This window comes from Campylobacter concisus (assembly GCF_003048595.2).
Taxonomy (GTDB): Bacteria; Campylobacterota; Campylobacteria; order Campylobacterales; family Campylobacteraceae; genus Campylobacter_A; species Campylobacter_A concisus_L.
In genome coordinates this window covers 649331-669982 of record NZ_CP049270.1, presented here as the reverse complement: position 1 = coordinate 669982, position 20652 = coordinate 649331, and the positions used below count along the sequence as shown (strand labels likewise).

General features: G+C 36.3%; 19 protein-coding genes and 2 tRNA genes. All 21 read right to left on the bottom strand.

The annotated features are described in order from the left end of the window. Positions 1 to 7: 7 nt before the first annotated feature. The 21 genes from CVT15_RS03375 to rpmG all read right to left on the bottom strand — a co-directional run bounded on the left by CVT15_RS03375 (position 8) and on the right by rpmG (position 20598). Positions 8 to 565, bottom strand: a complete 558-nt coding sequence (locus tag CVT15_RS03375; protein ID WP_107897979.1) for a c-type cytochrome — start codon at positions 563 to 565, stop codon at positions 8 to 10. A 92-nt stretch (positions 566 to 657) separates the two neighbouring features. Next, positions 658 to 1929: a major outer membrane protein gene (locus CVT15_RS03370; RefSeq protein WP_107897980.1), complete on the bottom strand. Its 1272-nt coding sequence runs from the start codon at positions 1927 to 1929 to the stop codon at positions 658 to 660. Positions 1930 to 2185: 256 nt separating this feature from the next. After that, positions 2186 to 2623, bottom strand: coding sequence for a hypothetical protein (locus CVT15_RS03365; protein WP_107897981.1), 438 nt, complete (start codon positions 2621 to 2623; stop codon positions 2186 to 2188). Between the two features lie 134 nt (positions 2624 to 2757). Further along, entirely contained in the window at positions 2758 to 3345 is a 588-nt protein-coding gene (locus CVT15_RS03360; RefSeq protein WP_103576464.1) for a hydrogenase-4 component G, read from the bottom strand. Between the two features lie 82 nt (positions 3346 to 3427). Beyond that, complete coding sequence (locus CVT15_RS03355; RefSeq protein WP_021090517.1) at positions 3428 to 3862, bottom strand: Dps family protein; 435 nt, start codon at positions 3860 to 3862, stop codon at positions 3428 to 3430. A 150-nt stretch (positions 3863 to 4012) separates the two neighbouring features. After that, entirely contained in the window at positions 4013 to 4390 is a 378-nt protein-coding gene (locus CVT15_RS03350) for a rhodanese-like domain-containing protein (protein ID WP_021090898.1), read from the bottom strand. A 411-nt stretch (positions 4391 to 4801) separates the two neighbouring features. Further along, positions 4802 to 4878 (bottom strand) — tRNA-Arg (locus tag CVT15_RS03345). A gap of 79 nt (positions 4879 to 4957) precedes the next feature. Then, entirely contained in the window at positions 4958 to 7036 is a 2079-nt protein-coding gene (fusA, locus tag CVT15_RS03340) for an elongation factor G (protein ID WP_087576841.1), read from the bottom strand. Between the two features lie 12 nt (positions 7037 to 7048). Beyond that, positions 7049 to 7519, bottom strand: a complete 471-nt coding sequence (gene rpsG, locus CVT15_RS03335; RefSeq protein ID WP_021090980.1) for a 30S ribosomal protein S7 — start codon at positions 7517 to 7519, stop codon at positions 7049 to 7051. A gap of 78 nt (positions 7520 to 7597) precedes the next feature. Then, on the bottom strand, positions 7598 to 7996 hold the full coding sequence (gene rpsL, locus CVT15_RS03330) for a 30S ribosomal protein S12 (protein ID WP_021090705.1): 399 nt from the start codon (positions 7994 to 7996) through the stop codon (positions 7598 to 7600). A gap of 131 nt (positions 7997 to 8127) precedes the next feature. Further along, entirely contained in the window at positions 8128 to 8517 is a 390-nt protein-coding gene (locus CVT15_RS03325; RefSeq protein ID WP_103576750.1) for a DoxX family protein, read from the bottom strand. A 122-nt stretch (positions 8518 to 8639) separates the two neighbouring features. Then, complete coding sequence (gene rpoC, locus CVT15_RS03320; protein WP_107897982.1) at positions 8640 to 13154, bottom strand: DNA-directed RNA polymerase subunit beta'; 4515 nt, start codon at positions 13152 to 13154, stop codon at positions 8640 to 8642. Then, the gene (gene rpoB / locus CVT15_RS03315) at positions 13141 to 17286 is read right to left on the bottom strand and encodes a DNA-directed RNA polymerase subunit beta (RefSeq protein ID WP_103577484.1); all 4146 of its coding nucleotides are present in this window, start codon (positions 17284 to 17286) and stop codon (positions 13141 to 13143) included. Before rpoB ends, rpoC begins: the two co-directional genes overlap by 14 nt. Before the next feature lie 118 nt (positions 17287 to 17404). Then, positions 17405 to 17785 carry a 50S ribosomal protein L7/L12 gene (gene rplL / locus CVT15_RS03310; protein WP_021090592.1) on the bottom strand — a complete coding sequence of 127 codons (381 nt, stop codon included), beginning with the start codon at positions 17783 to 17785 and terminating at the stop codon, positions 17405 to 17407. A 30-nt stretch (positions 17786 to 17815) separates the two neighbouring features. Further along, positions 17816 to 18301 carry a 50S ribosomal protein L10 gene (rplJ, locus tag CVT15_RS03305; RefSeq protein WP_087585690.1) on the bottom strand — a complete coding sequence of 162 codons (486 nt, stop codon included), beginning with the start codon at positions 18299 to 18301 and terminating at the stop codon, positions 17816 to 17818. Between the two features lie 104 nt (positions 18302 to 18405). Further along, positions 18406 to 19107, bottom strand: a complete 702-nt coding sequence (gene rplA / locus CVT15_RS03300; RefSeq protein WP_087585689.1) for a 50S ribosomal protein L1 — start codon at positions 19105 to 19107, stop codon at positions 18406 to 18408. A gap of 59 nt (positions 19108 to 19166) precedes the next feature. After that, complete coding sequence (gene rplK / locus CVT15_RS03295; RefSeq protein ID WP_084040690.1) at positions 19167 to 19592, bottom strand: 50S ribosomal protein L11; 426 nt, start codon at positions 19590 to 19592, stop codon at positions 19167 to 19169. Positions 19593 to 19602: 10 nt separating this feature from the next. Beyond that, on the bottom strand, positions 19603 to 20133 hold the full coding sequence (gene nusG, locus CVT15_RS03290; protein ID WP_087585688.1) for a transcription termination/antitermination protein NusG: 531 nt from the start codon (positions 20131 to 20133) through the stop codon (positions 19603 to 19605). A 14-nt stretch (positions 20134 to 20147) separates the two neighbouring features. Then, a complete protein-coding gene (secE, locus tag CVT15_RS03285; protein WP_087585687.1) occupies positions 20148 to 20327 on the bottom strand; it encodes a preprotein translocase subunit SecE in 180 nt (59 codons plus the stop codon). A gap of 17 nt (positions 20328 to 20344) precedes the next feature. Further along, positions 20345 to 20420, bottom strand: a tRNA-Trp gene (locus tag CVT15_RS03280). Between the two features lie 19 nt (positions 20421 to 20439). Then, positions 20440 to 20598, bottom strand: coding sequence for a 50S ribosomal protein L33 (gene rpmG, locus CVT15_RS03275; protein WP_087585686.1), 159 nt, complete (start codon positions 20596 to 20598; stop codon positions 20440 to 20442). Positions 20599 to 20652: the final 54 nt, after the last annotated feature.

The window sequence follows — 20652 nt, the reverse complement described above, 5'->3', positions numbered from 1 at the left end:
GCGAAACTTATCTTAAATAACTACCTTGCTTTGTTTGAGTAGAGACCGGTTTATTTTCATTTGTGTCTTGTTCAGCAAATGCATCTTTGCCTTTTAGATAGGCGATAATCGCGCCAAGATCATTATTTGAAAGAATTTTGGCTTGGTTTTGCATTACATTTTTACCGCTTCCACCAAAACTTGAGTCACTTCTATAAGAGATGATACTATCTTCAATATCTTTAGCATCCATATTTTTTAGAGGCATTGAACCAAATGGCCTTTTATCAGCATTCTCGCCATGACAGCTAGCACATTGCTTTTCATAAAGCTCCTTACCCAAAGAAACACTATATCTGCCCTTTCTATCAACGCCTAATTTTAAAATTCTATTATCTTTATAACGTCTTGGATCTTCATCAACATAGACATTTACTTTTTCATTTCTATCATTGGCCTGCTTTTTTGCCATTTCTACAAGTTCTTTACCAAACTCACCACGAGCTTCTATATAGTAAACTTGCGAAGCTGCAAAGGCATTTGCCACCAAAAAACACGCCAAAAAAGAAATTTTAATATTTTTCATAATTTTCCTTGAAATTTTGCTCTAAATTTAAAAATCCCGGATCAGATTGCTCCGACCCGGGATTATATCATAAGTTGATTAATGAGCTACGATTAGAATGAGTATTTAGCCTCAAATCTGAATTGATCTTCTTTGTTTTTAGCCTCATCAGCAAATTTTGAAGTTTTGAATGCATAGTATGAGCTAAATGTTAGCTTTTTGCTATATTCATATGCAAATCTTGGAGTAACCTCTTCAACTTTTTCTTTGCCATTTTTGTCAGGAGCTGCAGCGTGTTTAATGTGGCCTTTTATGTAATCAACACCAACTGTAAATTTATCAAATGTATATCCAGCTGTTCCATATACTAGGTTTGCTTTTCCATCAGCCCAAGTTGGATCAAGTGTAAGCTCACCAACATCTATTAGACTACCTTTATCTTCAAGAGCAAATGATGTTACACCTTTATTATCAACTTTCCAACCCATATAACCAGCTCTCAAATCAAAGCCAAATAATGAAGCTGTAAGTTCGCCAGCATAGAAGTTACCATCATTATAGTTTGCAACGCCATTAGATTCATCTATATCTTTATAAAGATGTGCTTTTGCACTTTTATCTACAGTAGTATTTATATAGTTAACTCTACCACCTAAACTAACATCATCATTAATAGCAAAATTTGCTGAAACGTCAGCTGCAAGTAGATCAGCTAGATTTGTTAGGCTAGCATACCATAGTTGGAAATTGATAGGATCATATGAGCCAGCGATACCAGCTGCATATAGATTACCAACGTCGTATTTATTTATTCCTTTATCTTTATCTTTACCTATAGCATCATATAGATCACCATCGCTCTCAATATTATTACCCTCAATCGCATCAAAAGCTAAAGCTGTTAGAGTAAGACCTTCGATATCTTCATTTACTACTCTTACACCAGTACCGACAGCATCATCAGTAAAGTATGAACCTATAACTTGTTTACCAGCTGTTATAGTAGTAGCACCTACTTTGTAGCCTAGATAAAATTGATAAACTTTAAATGAATCAGTTGTATTTGTTTTATCTGTTCCAGCTTTAGCATTATCGCCTGAACCGTCATTTGCATTATATCTTAGACCAACAACACCAAAGAAATTATCATCGATGGCAGCCTTAAAATTTGTGATCATTTTAAAGTTGTGTTTTGCATCACTTCTATTTTCTGAAGGAGTTGCTGAAGCATCAGCACTTTTATCTCTAGTATTTGTATATCTATATCTTGCAAATCCTGAAAGATCTACATTTTTTATAGCTTCTTCAAGTGGAGTAGCACTTGCTACGCTTGAAAACGCACCTAAAGCAACCAAAGCGGCTAAACTAATTTTTGTTAGTTTCATTTTTTCTCCTTTTAAGGTTTTTGTGCTGACGATTATAATCAATAAAATTTAATATGAAGCTTAAAATTTTTAATTTCAGTTACCGATCGTTTACCGTAATTAATCAAGAATAGATAAAAGTTGATAATTTTAAACAGACTAAGGATAAAAATTAAAATGAGTAAAAAGAAAAAGGGGCTATTGCTTTGCCCCTTAAAAGGAGTTCTAGTTTTGATTGCTGTTGAAATTATATAAGCAAGCAGTAAATCAACGGTAATTAAAAAGAAATTTTTTCCTCTTTTGGCACTTCGATATTTGTTTTTACATTTTTTCTTTTAATAACCACTTCATTTTGCGGCTTTTTTATACCATTATATAAGCCACTAGAGCCACCCTCTTTTATAAGCAACATATCTATAAGTTTATCTGCATAAAAGGTCGCATAGACCAAGTCACCTTTATCATAATAGTATCTATTTGCACAAAAATTTGCTTTATTAAGTTTGTGGTTTTTTGTATCGCTCGCCACTATTTCATAGCAGTATTTTGAATCTTTATAAGTAACCTCTTTTATAAAACCTTTGATCGAGCTTTTTGCTGGTGCATTTTGCATGACCTGTCTTGGCTGTTTTCGCACTGGTGGATTGTCTTCAAAAAATGAGCAACCCAAAAACATGATAGCAGTTGCCAGTGGAAGTAAAATTTTAGCTTTCATCTCTTCTCCTTAGTGTAAAACGGCGAAGTATAACTTTTAAGATTAAATAAATTTTGCGGAAAATTAAAGGCTCGTATCTAAATTTATATACACGATCATACAAATTTATCTTAGGCGAGCCTGCCTAAATATAGTTAAGCTGAAACATTTAAAACGTTACCGCCAAGCTCAGCGATCTTTTTATCAAGTGTCTCAAGAGTCTTTTCGATAGTTTTTTGTGAAATTTCAGGAAGCTCGCCTCCCCAAATTTTCTTCGCATCCTCAAAACCCTTTGCCACACCCTCTCTACCAGCTTTTAGTTTTTCTATGTCATCACCTGCACCATTTAACACAAAGCTAGCTATCCTATCAACCGTATTTGTGATACCAAAAAATCCATTCTCGCTAATAAGATCATTTGCCTCGTCACTACTTAGCTCGTTTAAAGATTTACCGTTATAGCCGATACTTACAAGATCAAGTCCTGATAAAATTTCTGATAAATTTTTAGGCGCATTAAAGCTTAAGCCACCTTGGGCTAATAAATTTGAACTACTGCTTTTAACGATCTCTTTTTGATACTGCAAAAAGTAGCTATTTGAAATATCTTTGGCTGTTAAATTTGTAATTTCAGACTCTTTTTTAGAGATATCCTTTTCATCTTTATGAAGTGAAATTTCTGATTTTACATTTTCTTTTAGACTTGAACTATTATATGAGTTTGCGATTTGAGAAATCTTCATTTTGGCTCCTTAAATTTTATAAAATCAATATCGCCAAAAAGTAGAATTTATTTAGATAGAGCGGGAAAACTCCCGCTAGTAGTTATTTGCTAAGCGTTGCGTTTAGCATCCAGATCGCTTTTTCAAATTTTGCGATTTGATCTTGTGCATACATTTGAGTTGTTGTATCGCCTTCTGCAAGCTCGTCAAGCTTTTTAAACTCACCCAAAAGGTGTTTATAATCAGCCAAGACAATCTCTAAAACCTCAGTTGGAGTGTAAATTTCTTTTGGCTCGTGTTTGATATGAGTAACTTTTGCTAGCTCCTCAGCCTTGACGATAGGTCTGCCACCAAGCATAAGAGCTCTCTCAGCTGCATCGTCAAATATCTCACTCATATCTTCATAAGCTTTTTCTGTGTATTCATGAACGCTAAAAAATTGAATACCTTTTACATTCCAGTGAAGGTCGTGAAATTTAATATAAAGTGCATTTGCATCAGCCTGAATAACATTTAACTGTAAAATAACTTTTGACATTTTGTCTCCTTTTTTATTATAAATATGATGAAATTATATATAGTTAGAGTTAATCGGTAGTTAATCAAATAATAAATTTTATTACTTGATATAAAATTTGACTACAAAATAAAATTATCTTGTAGTCAAATATAGAATTATAAAATTTGTCTATTTTTTATAGGGTGTAGTTTTGTAGCCTTGCTCGATCAAGCTACTCATGCCTCCATCTAAATTTATTATCTTAAGATCTGAACTATCTATCGCTGCGGCTGCTGCTGTGCTTCTTCTGCCACTTCTGCAAACAAGAGCAATAGGTTTTTTGATATCAACTGCCTTTGAAAGCTCCTCTAAAAATGCACTCTTATCGTTTGGATTAAAAGTTATAGTCTTTGCACCTGCGATAACGCCAGTCTCTTGCCACTCAGATGGAGTTCTTATATCGATAATCTGATCATATTTTTTGATCTCATCTGGGCTTATATTAACAGTTTTAACATCAGCTGACAACATACAACAAACAGCTCCTAAAAGTAAAATTTTTTTCATCTACTCTCCTTAAATAAATTTTTGAAATATTAGCACGAATTATTAAATATATAAAAATTTTTGTTGATAAAATTTATTAGTTTAGATAAAAATTAATAATATAACGTGTTAATAAAAACTAAATCTACTACAAATACATCTATAGATAAACCGACTAGATTGATAAAAAATATATCTGCTTACCATTACACATTTTTTATAAAAATTTTTCTTTGATTTTAGTTATCTTATTTGTATATCACTTATGATCTTATTTTTAAAAGTCTATTCTTTGTATTTTTCCTTTTACTCTATTTACTGATCAGCATAAGAGTATTTTTATAAATTGCTATATCTTATTACACATTTTAGTATATTTTAAAAATACTTGTTTGGATACTTTGTATTTTACAAAGATGATTGCATGATGGATGGTGTCCCCAACAGGGTTCGAACCTGTGGCCTTAGAATTAGGAATTCTACGCTCTATCCAGCTGAGCTATGAGGACAATTCATATATTTTGTAGATAGATTTTATCAGAATAAATAATTTTTGAAGGACAGATTACTCTGCCCTTCTTTGGTTAATTAGCCATTTCTCTTTTTAATGATCTCATCACTTACATTTTTAGGAACTTCTTCGTAGTGATCAAATTCCATTGAATAAGTTGCACGGCCTTGAGTCATTGAGCGAAGATCTGTTGAATAGCCAAACATTTGAGCTAATGGACAATAAGCTGCAATGATCTTCACACCATTTCTATCATCCATTGAATTTACTTGGCCACGGCGTTTATTAAGGTCACCTATAACATCACCCATATACTCTTCTGGAGTTTCTACTTCAACCTTCATCATAGGTTCAAGGATAACCGCACCTGCTTTTCTAGCACCTTCCTTAAAGCCCATTGAAGCAGCAAGTTTAAACGCCATCTCAGATGAGTCAACTTCGTGGTAGCTACCATCAAAAAGCGTAACTTTAACATCTTCAACTGGATATCCAGCAAGAACACCGCTTTGAAGCGCTTCTTTACAACCTTTTTCAACAGCTGGAATATATTCTTTTGGAACAACACCACCTTTGATATCATTGACAAACTCAAATCCACTAGCAGCTGGGAGCGGCTCAATACGTAAAAATACGTGACCATATTGACCACGACCGCCTGATTGTTTAGCATACTTATATTCCTGCTCAACCGTCTTACGAATAGTTTCGCGATAAGCAACTTGTGGTTGACCAACTTCAGCATCAACTTTAAATTCACGAAGCATACGATCAACTATGATCTCCAAGTGAAGCTCACCCATACCGCTAATAATAGTTTGACCACTCTCTTCATCAGTGCTAACTCTAAAGCTTGGATCTTCTTGAGCTAGTTTTTGAAGAGCGATCGCCATTTTTTCTTGATCTGCTTTTGTTTTTGGTTCAACTGCAACACTAATAACTGGCTCTGGGAAGTCCATTCTTTCAAGGATAACTTTATCTTTTTCACTTGCTAGAGTATCGCCTGTTAGAGTATTTTTTAGACCAACAACAGCGCCGATCTCACCAGCAAAAAGCTCAGTAATCTCTTCACGTTTATTTGAGTGCATTTTTAGCAAACGACCGATTCTCTCTTTGCAGTCTTGAACTGTGTTGTAAGCATAGCTACCACTTTCAAGGCTTCCTCTATAAACACGGATAAATGTTAGCTGTCCAACAAATGGGTCAGTCATAATCTTAAACGCAAGAGCGGCAAATTCGCCATCATCTGTACTTTCAACAGTTACTTCAGCGCCATCTTCATAAACACCATTTATTGCTGCGATCTCATCTGGAGCTGGTAAATAATCAACAACAGCATCAAGTAGAGGTTGGATACCTTTGTTCTTAAACGCAGTTCCGCAAAGCATAGGCGTGATAGTCATTCTCAAGCAGCCTGCTTTTATGCCTTTTTTGATCTCTTCTTCACTTAGCTCTTCACCAGCAAAAAATTTCTCCATCAAGCTATCATCTGTCTCTGAAACTGCTTCGATTAGTTTTGCACGGTATTCCTCTGCTTTTTCTTTAACTTCAGCTGGAATTTCTTCTTCAACATAGTCAGTTGGTTTTTTCTCATCATTCCAAACATAAGCTTTCATTCTTACAAGGTCAACCACACCTCTAAAGTTATCCTCGGCACCTATAGGAATTTGAATAGGAATTGGGTTTGCTTTTAGTCTTTCCCTGATCTGCTCTTCAACTCTAAAGAAATTTGCACCAATTCTGTCCATTTTATTAACAAAAACAATTCTTGGTACGTGATATTTATTTGCTTGTCTCCAAACAGTTTCTGATTGTGGTTGAACACCTCCAACAGAACAAAATACTGAAACAGCACCGTCAAGAACACGCATAGAACGCTCAACTTCGATAGTAAAGTCAACGTGTCCCGGAGTGTCGATTAGGTTTATTTGATAACCCTTCCAAAATGCCGTAGTTGCAGCTGAAGTAATAGTAATACCACGCTCTTTTTCTTGTTCCATCCAGTCCATGGTAGCAGCACCATCATGAACCTCACCTATTTTATGGCTCATGCCAGTAAAAAATAAAATTCTCTCACTAGTAGTTGTCTTTCCAGCATCAATGTGAGCCGCAATACCGATATTTCTTACCTTATGTAAAGGCGTTTTTCTCTCTGCCATACTAATTCTTTCTTACCAGCGGTAGTGAGCAAATGCTTTATTAGCCTCTGCCATCTTGTAAGTATCTTCCTTCTTCTTGAAAGATGCACCTTTTGAGTTTGCCGCATCTAAGAGCTCATTCGCTAGTTTATCTATCATAGTTCTTTCGCTTCTCTTTCTAGCGTAAGTTATAAGCCAGCGAATAGCAAGAGCTTGTTGGCGAGCTGGGCGAACCTCAACTGGTACTTGATAAGTGGCACCACCAACACGGCGTGATTTAACTTCTAAAATAGGTTTTACATTTTCAATAGCATCGTTAAAAACGTCGATGCCTTTAACCTCAGCATTTTTCTTTTCTATGGCTTTAATAGCACCATACATTATCTCAGTAGCGACGCTTTTTTTGCCATCATACATAAGAGAATTAATAAATTTAGTGATTATTTTATTTCCGTAAATCGGATCAGGTAAGACTTCCCTTACAGGGGCTTTTCTTCTTCTCATTTTGATCTTTCCTTCAAATTTTTATGAAATTTTACTCAAACGTTTGCAAATTTTAGCAACGTCTGCGAACCTAAATTTTTACTTTTTTGTTGCAGCTGCAGCACCAGCTTTAGGGCGTTTCGCACCATATTTAGAACGAGAAACTGTTCTTTTTGCAACACCAGCAGTATCAAGTGCACCACGAACGATGTGATATTTAACACCTGGTAAGTCTTTAACCCTACCGCCGCGAACTAAAACGATACTGTGTTCTTGTAGGTTGTGACCTTCACCACCGATATAGCTGATGACTTCAAAACCACTTGTTAGCCTGACTTTGGCAACTTTCCTCAAAGCTGAGTTTGGTTTTTTAGGAGTTGTAGTATAAACCCTAGTGCAAACTCCTCTTCTTTGAGGGCACTCTTTTAACGCTGGAGATTTTGACTTAACAGTCACTTTCTTGCGTTCTTTTCTGACCAATTGATTTATGGTTGGCACAATAATTCCTTTCAACTAAATTTATTAAAAAGACCTAATTTTATTTAAAATAAACTTAAATAACGGTTAATAAGTTAGACTTACTCATCTAATTCTTGATTTTATAAAAACTCTGCCGTCTTTATTTTGTATTAGTCTTGTTTGACAGCATATTTGCCACTACCTATCAAAAGAATACAAAGTGAAATAGCAATATAAAGATAGATAAGTTCCGATTTAAAGCCATTAACCTCATTTAATGCAAATAAATTTGCAAATCCATAGTACGAGTATAAAATAGTAATACTAGTACCTAAAACTAGGATAGCGCCTACTCTTGAATAAAAACCAATAATTAGCATAATGGGTGCTAAGACCTCTCCAAGGTAAGAAAAATATACCAAAAATCCAGGCAAACCAGCACTTACTAATATACCTTTTACCATACTAAGTCCATGTAAAATTTTACCAAAACCATGCATAAAAAGACAGATACCAAGTCCTAAACGTATAAATAAAAGTCCAAGATCAACGTTTTTCATAAATTCTCCATGATATGTTTTCAAATATAAGGATTTTATTAGGTGATAGTTAATAGCTTATAAATTTTTAATTGATTTAATTCTATAAAGAGGTTAAGCCCCAAAAATAGGGGCTTAATATATTAGTTTTCTTTGATCTTTATCTTTTTATCTTTATAAAAACCAGTTCCAACTGGGATCATACGTCCAAGGATGACATTCTCTTTTAGATCCTCAAGATAGTCAAATTTAGCAGCAATCGATGCTTCTGTTAAGACTTTAGTTGTCTCTTGGAACGATGCAGCAGAGATCACGCTATCACTTCCGATAGCTGCTCTTGTAACGCCAAGGAGGATCGGTTCAGCGATAGCTGGCTCGCCACCCATGTTCATGATGCGCTCGTTCTCTTCTTTAAATTTATTTCTTGATACCATATCGCCAACGATGAAATTTGTATTTCCGCTATCAACGATTTTAACTTGGCGAAGCATTTGAGAGACGATGATCTCGATATGTTTATCTGCGATCGCAACACCTTGGCGACGATAAACTTGCTGAATTTCGCTGATCAAATAGTAGTGAAGTGCCTTTTCACCAAGAATTCTTAAGATATCGTGGCTTGAGATAAGTCCGTCTGTTAGTTTTTCACCAGCATGAACAAATTCGCCGTCTCTTACTTGGATCTGGCGGCTCTTTTCGATCAAGTACTCAGCTGTCGTGCCATCTTCTGCTTGGATGATAATGCGCTCTTTTGAGCGAAGTGGCTTGTCAAATCTAACAACGCCGTCGATCTCTGCAACGATAGCTGTATTTTTAGGGCGTCTTGCTTCAAATAGCTCACTAACTCTTGGAAGACCGCCAGTAATATCTTTTGACTTAGCAACAGCTTTTGGGGTCTTGGCCAAAATATCAGCCTGAGCTACTTCATCACCACTTGAGACAAAGATCGCAGTTTTTGGATCAAGCGGATACTTGATTAAATTTCCTTTTTTAGTAGCGATAATAATCGCAGGTTTTACACCGCTTGGCAAATACTCGTTGATAACAAGACGTCTTTGTCCAGTCGCCTCATCTGCTTGCTCAGTAGCGCTGTATCCTGGCTCAATATCCTCAAAACTAACCACACCGGCTTCTTCAGCAATAGTTGGAGTTGAGTATGGATCCCACTCAGCAATAATCAACTTGTCATCTTTTTCAGGCAATGAGACTACTGTCGCTCTCTCAACTGCATCATTATCAGAAACTTGAATGATAGAATTTCTTGGGATATAATGGCGAACCGCCTCACGTCCATCTTTATCAGAAACAACTACAAAGAAACCTTTTTCAGTTACTTTGTGACCTTTTTTGATATCTTTAACCCTATCAAGATAATCACCTTTTAATATGAAAAATTTAACCACACCATTTGCGTCGGCTAAAATTTTACGAGTTACAGGATCTCCGTCTGAAATTTTAAGTTCACTAGCGTATGGGATACGATTTGGGATATTCCAACCCTCTTTTATGATCTCAACGATACTTTCATTCTCTTTTACCTTATCGCCACTTACATAAGGTATATACATCTTTCCTTCGATCTTTCCGCTAACACCAGCTAATTCATTTGGCTTAGCAAGATCGTTTCTTCTAATTGTATATTTAACCTCTTCTTTTTTACCTTTTATTATGATATTTACATCTTCGTGGGCATATTCGATCTCTATTTTGCCATCGATTGTTGATTTTATCTTTGGCTCTACTAGTAGCACGGCAGCACTTCTTCTGTTCGCAACAATCTTTTTGCCGTTATTTTCGTATGTGCTAAGGTTGTAATATCTAATAAAGCCCTCTTTTTGGGCGATTACTTGACGATCTTGTTGCTCAGTAGAAGCCGTACCACCGATGTGGAATGTTCTTAGCGTTAGCTGTGTACCTGGCTCGCCGATAGACTGAGCTGAGATAATACCAACTGCTTCACCTGGTTTTACAAGTTTGCCCTCACCCAAGTTTAAGCCGTAGCATTTTGCACAAACGCCTTTTGGTGCCTTGCACGTGATAGGCGTTCTGATGCTCACTGATTTTATACCAGCCTCAGTTATAGCTCTAGCTTTTTCTTCATCAAGTAGCGTACCTTCGCTAAATAAAATTTCATTTGTTATAGGATCGATCACATCATCTGCTAAAACACGGCCTAATACTCTTTCTTCAAGGCTTTCTATTAGCTCTCCACTCTCTGTAATATCTGTGATTTCAACACCCTCGTGCGTACCGCAGTCGTGCATTGTTACTTTAACGTTTTGAGCAACGTCGATTAGTTTTCTTGTTAAGTAACCGGCGTTAGCGGTTTTTAGCGCGGTATCCGCAAGACCTTTTCTAGCTCCGTGGGTAGAGTTAAAGTACTCCATTATATTTAGACCTTCACGGAAATTTGAAATAATCGGTGTTTCAATAATTGAGCCATCAGGTTTTGCCATAAGACCACGCATACCAGCTAGCTGGCGAATTTGTGCTGCACTACCTCTCGCACCTGAGTCTGCCATCATATAAATTGAGTTAAATCCGCCTTTATCATTTTGGATAAGCTTCATCATCTCGCTTGCAACACTGTTGTTTGTATCTGTCCAGATATCGATGATCTTGTTGTATCTCTCACTGTCTGTTAAAAGACCAGCGCCATATTGCTTTTGAATTTCACGAACTTTTTTCTTAGCTTCGTCGATATATTTTTGCTTGCTATCTGGCACTATGATATCTGCGATAGAGATAGAAATTCCCGCTTTTGTAGCATATCTAAAGCCTAAATTTTTAAGCTTATCAAGAAAATCGGCCGTTACTTCAAGGCCACCATTTCTATAAACATAATCAACCAAATTTGCGATATCTTTTTTCTTCATAATCTTATTCCACATATTTTCAGGAACAAAATCAGGAAGTATAGCTCTTAAAATCAAGCGACCAGCAGTCGTAAAGATGATCTTGTTATCAACCATTGTTTTGATTTTAGCGTGAAGGCCAAGTGTATTAGCCTCTTCAGCGATCATAACTTCATCGACGCTTGAGAAAATTTTATTTGCACCTTTTTCTTCATTTCTCTCCAAGCTTAGGTAGTAAATTCCTAAAACCATGTCTTGTGAAGGAACTGTAATAGCCTTACCACTTGCAGGAAGCAAGATGTTCATTGAGCTAAGCATTAAAATTTTGCACTCAGCGATAGCCTCTTGAGATAGTGGCACGTGAACAGCCATTTGGTCACCGTCAAAGTCTGCATTGAACGCCGCACAAACTAGTGGGTGAAGTTGGATAGCCTTGCCCTCAACAAGCACTGGGTGAAACGCTTGGATAGAAAGCTTGTGAAGTGTCGGAGCACGGTTTAGCATAACTGGATAGTCTTTAACGACCTCCTCTAAGCACTCCCAAACCTCATTTGTCTTATCTTCTATCATCTTTTTAGCTTGTTTAACAGTCGTCGCATATCCTTTTTCTTCAAGGCGAGCAAGCAAATGTGGCTTAAATAGCTCAAGGGCCATCTTCTTTGGAAGACCGCACTGATCCATCTTTAGTTTTGGACCAACAACGATAACAGAACGTCCAGAGAAGTCAACACGCTTACCTAGCAAATTCTGGCGGAAGCGACCTTGCTTACCTTTGATGATCTCACTTAGTGATTTTAGTGGACGTTTGTTTGCGCCTTTTACTGCATTTGCTCTGCGGCCATTGTCAAATAGCGCATCAACTGCTTCTTGAAGCATTCTCTTTTCATTTCTGATAATGATCTCAGGTGCGTCAAGTTCAAGTAGACGTTTTAGACGGCTATTTCTATTTATTACACGGCGATATAAGTCGTTTACGTCTGAAACAGCAAATTTACCACCATCAAGGCTGACTAGCGGTCTAAGATCAGGTGGAAGAACTGGTAAATTTGTTATCATCATCCACTCTGGGCGGTTACCTGAATTTAAAAAGCTCTCGATAACTTTTAGGCGTTTTACGATAGTCTTTTTCTTAGCCTCAGAATTTGTAGACTCCATCTCTTCTTTTAGTTGATTTAGGATTTGCATCAAATCAAGCTCAGCTAGCATATCATAGATAACTTCGCCACCCATTCTAGCTGTAAAGCCAGTATCCTCATATCTTGAAGCTAGGCTTTGATATTGCTCCTCGTTTAAAACGTCGTATTTTTCAACTTTTTTAGAATTTTCATTGTCGTAATAAGCCTCGCCAGCATTATCAACAATGTATGCCTCATAGTAAAGTACGCGCTCAAGATCTTTCATCTTAATACCAAGAAGTGCACCGATACGGCTTGGCAAGAAATTTACATACCAGATGTGAGCCACTGGAGTTACAAGCTCGATGTGACCCATGCGAGAGCGACGAACTTTAGATGTCGTTACTTCAACACCGCACTTTTCACATTTGATGCCTTTATATCGCATCTTTTTATATTTACCACAAAGGCACTCATAGTCACGGATCGGTCCAAAAATTTTCGCACAAAACAAGCCGTCACGCTCAGGTTTAAGCGTGCGGTAATTGATAGTTTCTGGCTTTTTAACCTCGCCATAACTCCAAGATTTTATCTTCTCAGGACTTGCTAAACGAAGTTGAAAAGCTTCAAAATCACGAGGCCTATGCTCTTCTTTTATCTCAACTGGTTTTAAATTAGTTAGTTTCATTTGTCTCATCCTCATCATATACTTCCACATCAAGAGCTAGTGATTTTAGCTCGTTTGTTAGAACAAAGAACGTCTCAGGGATACCAGTCTCAGGAACGTTTTCACCTCTTGTTAAAGCTTTGTAAGCAGAAAGTCTTCCCTCAACATCGTCTGATTTTACAGTTAGCATCTCTCTTAGTGTATGAGCAGCACCATAAGCCTCAAGTGCCCAAACCTCCATCTCACCAAACCTTTGACCACCAAATAGTGCCTTACCACCGACAGGTTGCTGCGTAACAAGACTGTATGGTCCAGTACTTCTTGCGTGAACTTTCTCATCAACCAAGTGGTGAAGTTTTAGCATATACATACAACCAACATTAACGCGTTCTCTTATCTTTGAGCCTGTGCGTCCATCGTATAGCTCAGTTTTGCCGTCGCTATCTATCTTTGCCATCTCAAATAGTTTTGCAAATTCGTCAGCCTTAACGCCTTCAAAAATCGGAGTTGCAAATCTTACGCCATTACTCCAATCTTTTGCATATTCAAGAAGCTTCTCATCGCTCATCTTACCAAGAGCTTTTTTAGCGTCCATTAGCTTAGCAACACCTGCTATCTCTATCATCTTAGCTCTTAGCTCTTTTATCCACTCGCCTTTTTTAGTTTCAAAAATTTCATTGATCTGCTCACCTAAGCGGTAGCCAACAAGACCAAGGTGGCTCTCTAAAATTTGACCGATATTCATACGGCTTGGAACACCAAGTGGGTTTAGCACAATGTCTACGATCTGACCACTTGGAAGATACGGCATGTCGACTTCTCTTACTATATTTGAAACGATACCTTTGTTTCCGTGACGTCCAGCCATTTTATCGCCGACTTTTAGTTTGCGTTTTGTAGCTATGTAAACTTTTACAAGTTTTACAACACCGCTTGGTAAAATGTCATCTTTTTCTAAAATTTCTATTTTAGCATCGTGCTCTTCTTTGAGCTTTTTCTTTTCGTTTTGGAAGTAATTTTTTAGCTCGTCATATTTCTTTTGGATATCTTTTGAAAAGCTTTTAACGATAGCATTTAGAGTAAACCTATTTATATTTTCAAGATCAGCCTTATTGATCTTTGAGCCCTTCTTATACTCTTTTTTATTTACCTCTTGATCGCTTGCTAGTGGATTTTTAGAAAGAAGTGCTGTAACTTTTAGCATCTCTTCGCGGTCTAGCATAAGTAGTCTATCATGATGTTCTTTTTCTAAAAGAGTTTTCTCTTCTTCGTAAGCCTTGTTTGTTCTGCTATCTTTTTCATAACCTTTTTTGGTAAAAATTTTAACATCAACAACAACGCCTTCCATCGAAGCTGAAGCATAGAGCGATTTATTTACAACGTGGCCAGCTTTTTCGCCAAAGATTGCACGCAAAAGTCTTTCTTCTGGAGTTGGTTTAACCTCGCCTTTTGGAGATACTTTGCCAACAAGGATCATGCCAGGCTTGATCTCTGTACCAATTTTAACGATACCGCTTTCATCAAGATGCATAAGCTCCTCTTCTTTGACGTTTGGTATATCTTTTGTTATCTCTTCAACACCATCTTTTAGCTCACGAGCCTCGATCTCTTTTTCATAGATATGAACGCTCGTAAAGGCGTCTTCACGTATCATTTTTTCACTAATAACGATCGCATCCTCGTAGTTGTAGCCATTCCAAGGCATAAACGCGATTAGTGCGTTTTTACCGATAGCTAGCTCGCCTTTTTCCATGCTTGGACCGTCAGCAATTATTTGACCAGCAACGATCTCATCACCTTTTTTAACTATCGAATGTTGAGAAAAAGTCGTATTTTGGTTTGTTCTTAAGTTTTTCTCCAAAGAGTAATGATCGATATATGGACCAGCTTCGTCTTCGCCTAAAATGAATATATTTTTATTATCAACCTTTTCAACCACACCACTACGTTTTGCTTTTACGCTTTCCCATGCATCTCTTGCGATAACGCTTTCCATACCTGTTCCAACAATAGGAGCAGTTGAGCGAAGTAGTGGCACTGCCTGACGTTGCATGTTTGAGCCCATGAGAGCACGGTTAGCATCATCATGCTCTAGGAATGGAATAAGTGAAGCCGCAACACCAGCTATCATACCAGAACAAAGGTCAATCAGAGTAACATCTTCTCTACGCGCAAGCATCATCTCGCCATCTTTTCTAACCTCAATCAAATCCTCAACGATGTGTCCATTTTCATCAAGTTTAGTTGATGCTGGAGCTATAACATTGCCCTCTTCTTGAGTTGCGGTTAAATAAACTATCTCATCAGTCACTTTGCCATCTATAACTTTTTTGTAAGGAGCTTCAACAAAGCCAAGATCATTCACTTTTGCATAGGTTGAAAGCGTATTGATAAGACCAATATTTTGACCTTCTGGAGTCTCAACCGGACAAATTCTGCCGTAGTGGGTTGGGTGAACGTCACGCACCTCAAAGCCAGCACGCTCTTTTACTAAGCCACCCTCGCCAAGCGCAGACAGACGGCGCTTGTGAGTAACTTCACTAAGTGGGTTTGTCTGATCCATAAACTGGCTTAACTGTCCACCTGTGAAAAATTCCATAATTGTTGCAGTAATCATTTTTGGATTAATGAGGTCGTATGGCATAATCTCTTCGGTATTATTACTTAAACTTGTAAATTTATCGCGGATAGCCTTTTGCATCTTTACAAAACCAAGGTGAAGTTCGCTAGCAAGTAGCTCGCCGATTGATCTTATACGGCGGTTGCCAAGGTGATCTCGGTCATCAATGTGACCTTGTCCATTTTTAACTTTTATAAGATATTTTGCAGTTTTTATGATATCTTCACTTGTTAGTAAAGTAACATATTCTGGTACATCAAGAGAGAGCTTATGATTCATTTTCATACGACCAACTTTTGTTAAATCGTATCTCTCAGGATTAAATAACATATCATTTACAAAACTCTTTGCAGCCTCTTTTACAACTGGCTCTCCTGGTCTCATAACCTTATAAATTCTAATAGCTGCAAGATCGTTTTCATCATCCACGCCCTCAGTTTGTTTTAAAACCTTAAGCATATCGTTGTCAGCTATAAAAGAATTTATAATCGCATCATCAACACCAGCAGCAGAGTTATTTATAATCTCAATACTTTCATGCTCAGCTAAAATCTTCGCAAGTTTATTCTCGTCAAGAGCAGATAACATATCATATAAAATTTCTCCACTCTCTGTATTTATTACAGGGTTTGCCAAATATCTACCAATAAGTGCTTCAACTGGGTATTCAACAAATTTTACTCCATCCTCGATCAACTTGTCAGCTTTTTTCTTAGTAAGACGTTTGCCTGCCTGATGAAGGATTTCTCCATCTTCGTTTTTTATATCATATTCAACTCTTCCCAAGTAATCTTCAGGATTAAAAAGAGTTAAAAATTTGTTATTTTTAATAATTAAATTTTGTATTGGATAAAACAACTTAATAATGTCTTGTTTTTTATATCCAAGCGCCCTAAATAATATAGTTACTGGCACTTTTCTACGTTTATTTATCCTAACATATAAAATATCTTTTGTGTCATATTCGAAATGTAGCCAAGAGCCACGATCAGGTATTATTTGAGCTGTATAAATTAATTTATTTGCAACAGTCGCACTCTCTTCTTGTTTAAAAATAACACCTGGACTTCTATGGAGTTGATTTACAACAACACGCTCAACACCATTTATAATAAATGAAATTCTATCAGTCATTAGTGGAATTTCGCGTATAAAAATTTCTTGTTCTTTTATATCTTTAACACCGACTTTATCACCTGTCTTATCATCTTTCTCATGAACGATAAGACGTATTTTCATCTTTAAATTTACAGAGTATGTAAGACCTCTTTCTATACACTCTCTGATCGTATATTTTGGTTTTCCAATTTCTGAGCCAACATATTCTAAAGTCAAACGATTTTGCGGATCATGTATTGGAAAGATTGATTTGAAAACTTTTTCTATACCGCTTTCTGTTTGATTGTTATTTAGATTTAAAAAATTATCAAAGCTCTTTTTTTGTAGTTGTAGTAGGTTCGGAACGTCTATCTCCTTAACGACATTAGAGAAGTCAACCCTAAGACGATTTCCTGAGTATAAGCTATTTAACATTGCATCTACCTCGTGGTAATTTTGAAAGAAAAGTATAGCCTTTTAACAAGGCATCTAAAATTTAAAAAAGAGAGAGCCTGTGCCCTCTCTTGAAATATTAAGCTCAAATAATAAAAAATTATTTAAGTTCAACCTTAGCACCAGCTTCCTCAAGCTCTTTTTTAGCTGCCTCAGCCTCATCTTTGCTAACGCCTTCTTTAAGAACAGATGGTGTTCCCTCAACTGCGTCTTTGGCCTCTTTAAGGCCAAGACCAGTAAGCGCTCTAACAACTTTAATAACGTTAATTTTCTTATCACCAGAATCAACCAAGACAATGTTAAATTCTGTTTTTTCCTCTGCTGCAGCTGCTGCACCGCCTGCTGCAACAGCACCACCAGCTACCATTACAGGAGCTGCGCTAACACCAAATTTCTCTTCGAACTCTTTTACAAGTTCACTAAGTTCAAGTACAGAAAGATTAGATATAAACTCTAACACATCTTCTTTAGTAATTGCCATTTTTAATCCTTATTATTTTTTTAATTTAAATTAAGCTGATTGTTCTTTTTTCTCTTTAAGCGCATTCAAACCAATTGTGAAATTTTGAATTGGCGCATTCCAAACTTGTAAAAGCATCGCAATAAGCTCATCACGGCTAGGCATTTTAGATAGAGCTTTAACTTTATCAACGCTAGCAACTTCGCCATCAATATAAGCTGTTTTTATTTTGAAAAGATCAGCATTAGACTCTTCAAATTTTGCGGCTACTTTAGTTACTGCTAATTGATCTTCGCTCCAAAGATAGATATTTGTATCTTTGAGTTCCATTCCGACTTTATCAGAATTTTTAAGAGCAATATTTGCAAGAGTATTTTTAATCACCTGAACTTTTACATTTTGTTCTTTTGCAGAATTTCTTAAAACTTCAAGTTTTTTGACTGAAAGACCACGATAGTCACAAACTACAACAGCTTCAGCAGTTTTAAATTCACTCTCTAATTTTGCAACAACTTCAGATTTTTCGTTACGTGTCACTTTTTCTCCTTTCCGACCGGTGATTTCAAGCAGAGCGGGTCGAATCGATTAAGCCCAAAGGCCTCGGCTATCTCCAATCTAAGATATAAATTTTGTCTAAATTTTTATTTTAAATCCATAACTTCTTGAGTATCAAGAGATATAGATGGGCTCATTGTTAAAGACAATGAAGCATTTTTAACATATCTGCCTTTTGCAGCAGCTGGTTTATGTTTATTTATTGCTTTTATAAATGTTGAAATATTTTCACTAAGTTGTTCTTTAGTAAAGTTTACTTTGCCAAGGCCAGCATGGATATTTCCTTGTTTGTCAACACGGAAATTTACTTGACCGCTCTTTGCATTATTTACAGCTTGAGCAACGTCCATTGTAACTGTTCCAGTTTTTGGGTTTGGCATCAAACCTTTTGGTCCTAAAATTCTACCGACTTTACCTACTAGACCCATTAAGTTTGGAGTAGCTATAAGAACATCAAAATTCATTATACCTTTTTGTATATCTTCAATTAAATCATCTGCACCAATAATATCAGCACCAGCTGCCTTTGCCTCATCAGCTTTAGCATCTTTAGCAATAACAGCAACTCTTACAGTTTTACCTGTACCGGCCGGCAAAACAACTGAACCACGAACCATTTGATCAGCATGTCTTGGATCAACATTTAATTTTAATGCGATCTCAACTGTTTCATTAAATTTAGCAGAAGCCAAAGATTTAACTGTGTCAATAGCTTCGCTAAGGTTATAAATTTTATCTTGCTCTACTTTTTTGAGCAATTCTTGAAATCTCTTACTAGTTTTTCCCATAAATTTCTCCGCATATAAATTGCTTCCGTCTTTTGCTAATCAACCTGACGGTAAAGGTTTTAGTCTATTACTTCGACACCCATTGAGCGAGCTGAACCAGCAATGATCTTAGCTGCTTGCTCTTTATCATTTGTATTTAAATCAACAAGTTTTTTCTCAACTATCTCAAGAACCTGAGCTTTAGTTAATTTACCTACTTTGTTTTTCAAAGGATTATCAGTTCCCTTTGTTATACCTGCAGCCTTTTTAATAAGGTCAGTCGCAGGTGGTTGCTTTGTGATAAATGTAAAACTTTTATCAGCATAAACTGTAATAACAACTGGGATATTAAATCCGACCATATCTTTTGTTCTCTCATTAAAGGCTTTACAAAATTCCATAATGTTAACACCCTTTTGTCCAAGTGCTGGACCAACTGGAGGGCTAGGATTTGCTTTTGTTGCGGCAATTTGTAATTTTATTTCACCTATAACTTTTTTAGCCATTTCTTGCTCCTTAAATTATCTTTTCAACTTGCGAATACAAAATATCAACAGGGGTGCTTCTACCAAAAATAGAAACATTTAGTCTAAGTTTGCCATGTATCATGTCATATTCTTCAACAATACCTGTAAAGTTAGCAAAAGGACCTTCTGTTATGCGAACACTCTCGCCATCTTCAAAGAATATCTTAGGTTTTGGTGCAGCTCTTTTTTGAACTTTTTCTAAAATAGTATTTATATCTTTTTCAGATAATGGTGTAGGCTTTTTAGCTTCACCGATAAAACGTCCAACTTTTGGCAAAGACTGAATTCTATGCCAAAGAGCTGTATCAAGATCTAAGAATGCAAAAGCATAGCCTGGGTAAAGAGTTCTTTCGTTGATTTTTTGCTTGCCATTTTTTATTTCTATTACATCTTCTGTAGGAACTATAACTTCTTTTAGTTGATCTTCTATTCCATGATCTTTTACTAAGTTTTCAATTCCTCTTTTTACTGCCATTTCGCTTCCAGCGTAAGTCTGTATAGCATACCATTTATGTGACATTACTTTTCCTTATCTCATATAACTTTAGATAAAACAAAGGACATAATAACATCAACAAGAGCTAAAAAAAGTGAAACAACAGCAACTACGATAAAAACTGCAAAAAAAGCATTTCTAATTTGTTCTTTTGTAGGGTAAATAACCTTCATTATTTCCAATTTAGAAAGCTTAATATAATTTATAAATTTTTCCATAAACTTAACCTTAGTTGTGGCAGGGCAAGAGGGATTCGAACCCCCAACCATTGGATTTGGAATCCAGCGCTCTACCGTTGGAGCTATTGCCCTAATAGCTACTTATTCTTAATTAGCTTTTTAATTTAACTTCTTTGTGAACAGTATGTTTTTTTAATCTTGGGCAATATTTTTTGAGCTCAACCTTTTCTGTAGTAGTTTTACTATTTTTTGTTGTAGTATAATTTATATCACCACTCTCAGAGCATTTTAAACCGATTTTAATTCTCATATATATTCCTTATTATAGAAAGCCAAAGGGAATTCCCTTTGGCAAAATTTTATA

Coding starts and splice junctions, on each gene's coding strand:
- CVT15_RS03375 (WP_107897979.1), bottom strand. CDS start 565: ATGAAAAATATTAAAATTTCTTTTTTGGCGTGTTTTTTGGTGGCAAAT.
- CVT15_RS03370 (WP_107897980.1), bottom strand. CDS start 1,929: ATGAAACTAACAAAAATTAGTTTAGCCGCTTTGGTTGCTTTAGGTGCG.
- CVT15_RS03365 (WP_107897981.1), bottom strand. CDS start 2,623: ATGAAAGCTAAAATTTTACTTCCACTGGCAACTGCTATCATGTTTTTG.
- CVT15_RS03360 (WP_103576464.1), bottom strand. CDS start 3,345: ATGAAGATTTCTCAAATCGCAAACTCATATAATAGTTCAAGTCTAAAA.
- CVT15_RS03355 (WP_021090517.1), bottom strand. CDS start 3,862: ATGTCAAAAGTTATTTTACAGTTAAATGTTATTCAGGCTGATGCAAAT.
- CVT15_RS03350 (WP_021090898.1), bottom strand. CDS start 4,390: ATGAAAAAAATTTTACTTTTAGGAGCTGTTTGTTGTATGTTGTCAGCT.
- fusA (WP_087576841.1), bottom strand. CDS start 7,036: ATGGCAGAGAGAAAAACGCCTTTACATAAGGTAAGAAATATCGGTATT.
- rpsG (WP_021090980.1), bottom strand. CDS start 7,519: ATGAGAAGAAGAAAAGCCCCTGTAAGGGAAGTCTTACCTGATCCGATT.
- CVT15_RS03325 (WP_103576750.1), bottom strand. CDS start 8,517: ATGAAAAACGTTGATCTTGGACTTTTATTTATACGTTTAGGACTTGGT.
- rpoC (WP_107897982.1), bottom strand. CDS start 13,154: ATGAAACTAACTAATTTAAAACCAGTTGAGATAAAAGAAGAGCATAGG.
- rpoB (WP_103577484.1), bottom strand. CDS start 17,286: ATGTTAAATAGCTTATACTCAGGAAATCGTCTTAGGGTTGACTTCTCT.
- rplL (WP_021090592.1), bottom strand. CDS start 17,785: ATGGCAATTACTAAAGAAGATGTGTTAGAGTTTATATCTAATCTTTCT.
- rplA (WP_087585689.1), bottom strand. CDS start 19,107: ATGGGAAAAACTAGTAAGAGATTTCAAGAATTGCTCAAAAAAGTAGAG.
- rplK (WP_084040690.1), bottom strand. CDS start 19,592: ATGGCTAAAAAAGTTATAGGTGAAATAAAATTACAAATTGCCGCAACA.
- nusG (WP_087585688.1), bottom strand. CDS start 20,133: ATGTCACATAAATGGTATGCTATACAGACTTACGCTGGAAGCGAAATG.
- secE (WP_087585687.1), bottom strand. CDS start 20,327: ATGGAAAAATTTATAAATTATATTAAGCTTTCTAAATTGGAAATAATG.
- rpmG (WP_087585686.1), bottom strand. CDS start 20,598: ATGAGAATTAAAATCGGTTTAAAATGCTCTGAGAGTGGTGATATAAAT.